1 pseudogene is annotated in these 1,680 nt (G+C 29.3%); it reads right to left on the bottom strand.

What is annotated here, in order from left to right:
* Nucleotides 1-1,680 (bottom strand): annotated as a pseudogene (locus L8X40_RS08275) (hypothetical protein); the annotation flags it as partial.

The following is a 1,680-nucleotide window of genomic DNA, read 5'->3' as shown; positions in this document are numbered from 1 at the left end:
ACTCATTTTAGAATAATTTGCTTTATCTTCTAGCATTTTTAATAAATCACTTATTTGTAATTTATATTTTCCATTGGTGATATCATCGATGATTTCTTCTTTGATTATTTCTTGAAGTAAATCATCTTCATCTAGCTTTGCATCACTACCTTCTCCACCTTCTCCACCTTCACCTATGGTGCTAAAATTAGGATCTGTTATATCAAAGTCAGTGGTAGTTTTAAATGATTTAGAAGCTTGATCATATTGTATTCCTGTGGCTGTTTGAGCGGAAGTGATGAAGTTATCGTATTGATTTTGGGAGAAAGTTAAATTGTTATTATATTTATTATCTGTATAGTTATCATAAGCTGAAAATAAATCTTTATCATAATAAAGAAAAATATTTCCTTTGAAATTTACATTATTATCAGAAAAAGCAGTGTCGCTTTCATTATTATAAATAAAAGCTGTTTTAAATCTTAAATCGTTTCTTTTGTCATTGCTTATAGTTAAACCATCTAAAGACACAAAGATATTTTCCAAGGTAGCATTTTTAGCTTGCTCAGCAAAAATACCTATATTTCCATAATATGGATCACCATAACCACCACTAATATATCCATCGTATTTTATATTACCTATATTATAAATGATTATGTTTTTAAAAGTTGAATTTCCAGAAACATAACTATTCCCTATTTGTCCGGCAAACAAAGATAAAAAATTCACATCATATACATCAATCTTATCTATATTGCTTATAGATATATTTTCATAGCTTCCTTTTAAAATTTCACCTGCAAATAAACCAGTAAACTCACCCTCATAAAATTTTATAAATTCAATATCATTTAGTTTAATATTTTTAAATTCTCCATCTTCTATAAGACCTATAAAACCACCAGAACTTTCAGCTCCCATGGTAGCTGAAAGTTCTCCTATATTGTTTAAAGTAATATTTTCATATTTACCAGCGTTTGATTTTACTATAAAACCTCCAACACCTTGCTCTGCTGTTATTTTTCTTATATCATCAAGTAAAATATTTTTAAATAATACCTCATTGGCTTTATGACCCCAAAAGTTGGCTATAAAACCTCCAGTCCAAGTCCAGCCACCTATTTTATCAAAATCACTTAGTTTAATATTTTCAAAAATTATTTTATCAACTGTAGGAGCGTAAGCACCGGGTTTTCCCACATAACCTATAAAACCTCCAGAATGCTGACCAAAAATACTATTGCTCTTATAAATATTTATATCTTTAAAAACACCTGAACTCGCATAACCAGCAAATCCTCCAGCACCATTTTCTCCTTCAATCTTTGTCAACTCTTCAATAGATATTCTTTCATAATTTCCTCCTTTAGAGCCATCTATAGCCCCCACAAAACCTCCTGCATGGCTAAATACAGAATCTACTTGTTTTACTTTTTTAACAGAAATATCATAAAAACCTCCACCTTTTGAAACACCTGCTATAGTTCCAGTGGCTTTATCACCTTTCATATTGATATTTTCAACTTTTAAGTTTTTGACAACACCACCATTTCCAACTCCACTAAAAATACCTATATAATATTTTCCATGTGTTTTATTATTACTACTGTTAAAAATAGAAGCATCTAACACAATATTACTCAAAGTATAACCATTACCATTAAAAGTAGATGTAAAAGATTTACTCCAACTATCATC

The organism is Campylobacter sp. CNRCH_2013_0855, from assembly GCF_025773025.1.
GTDB lineage: Bacteria > Campylobacterota > Campylobacteria > Campylobacterales > Campylobacteraceae > Campylobacter_D > Campylobacter_D jejuni_C.
This window is presented reverse-complemented; position numbering and strand designations above follow the sequence as displayed.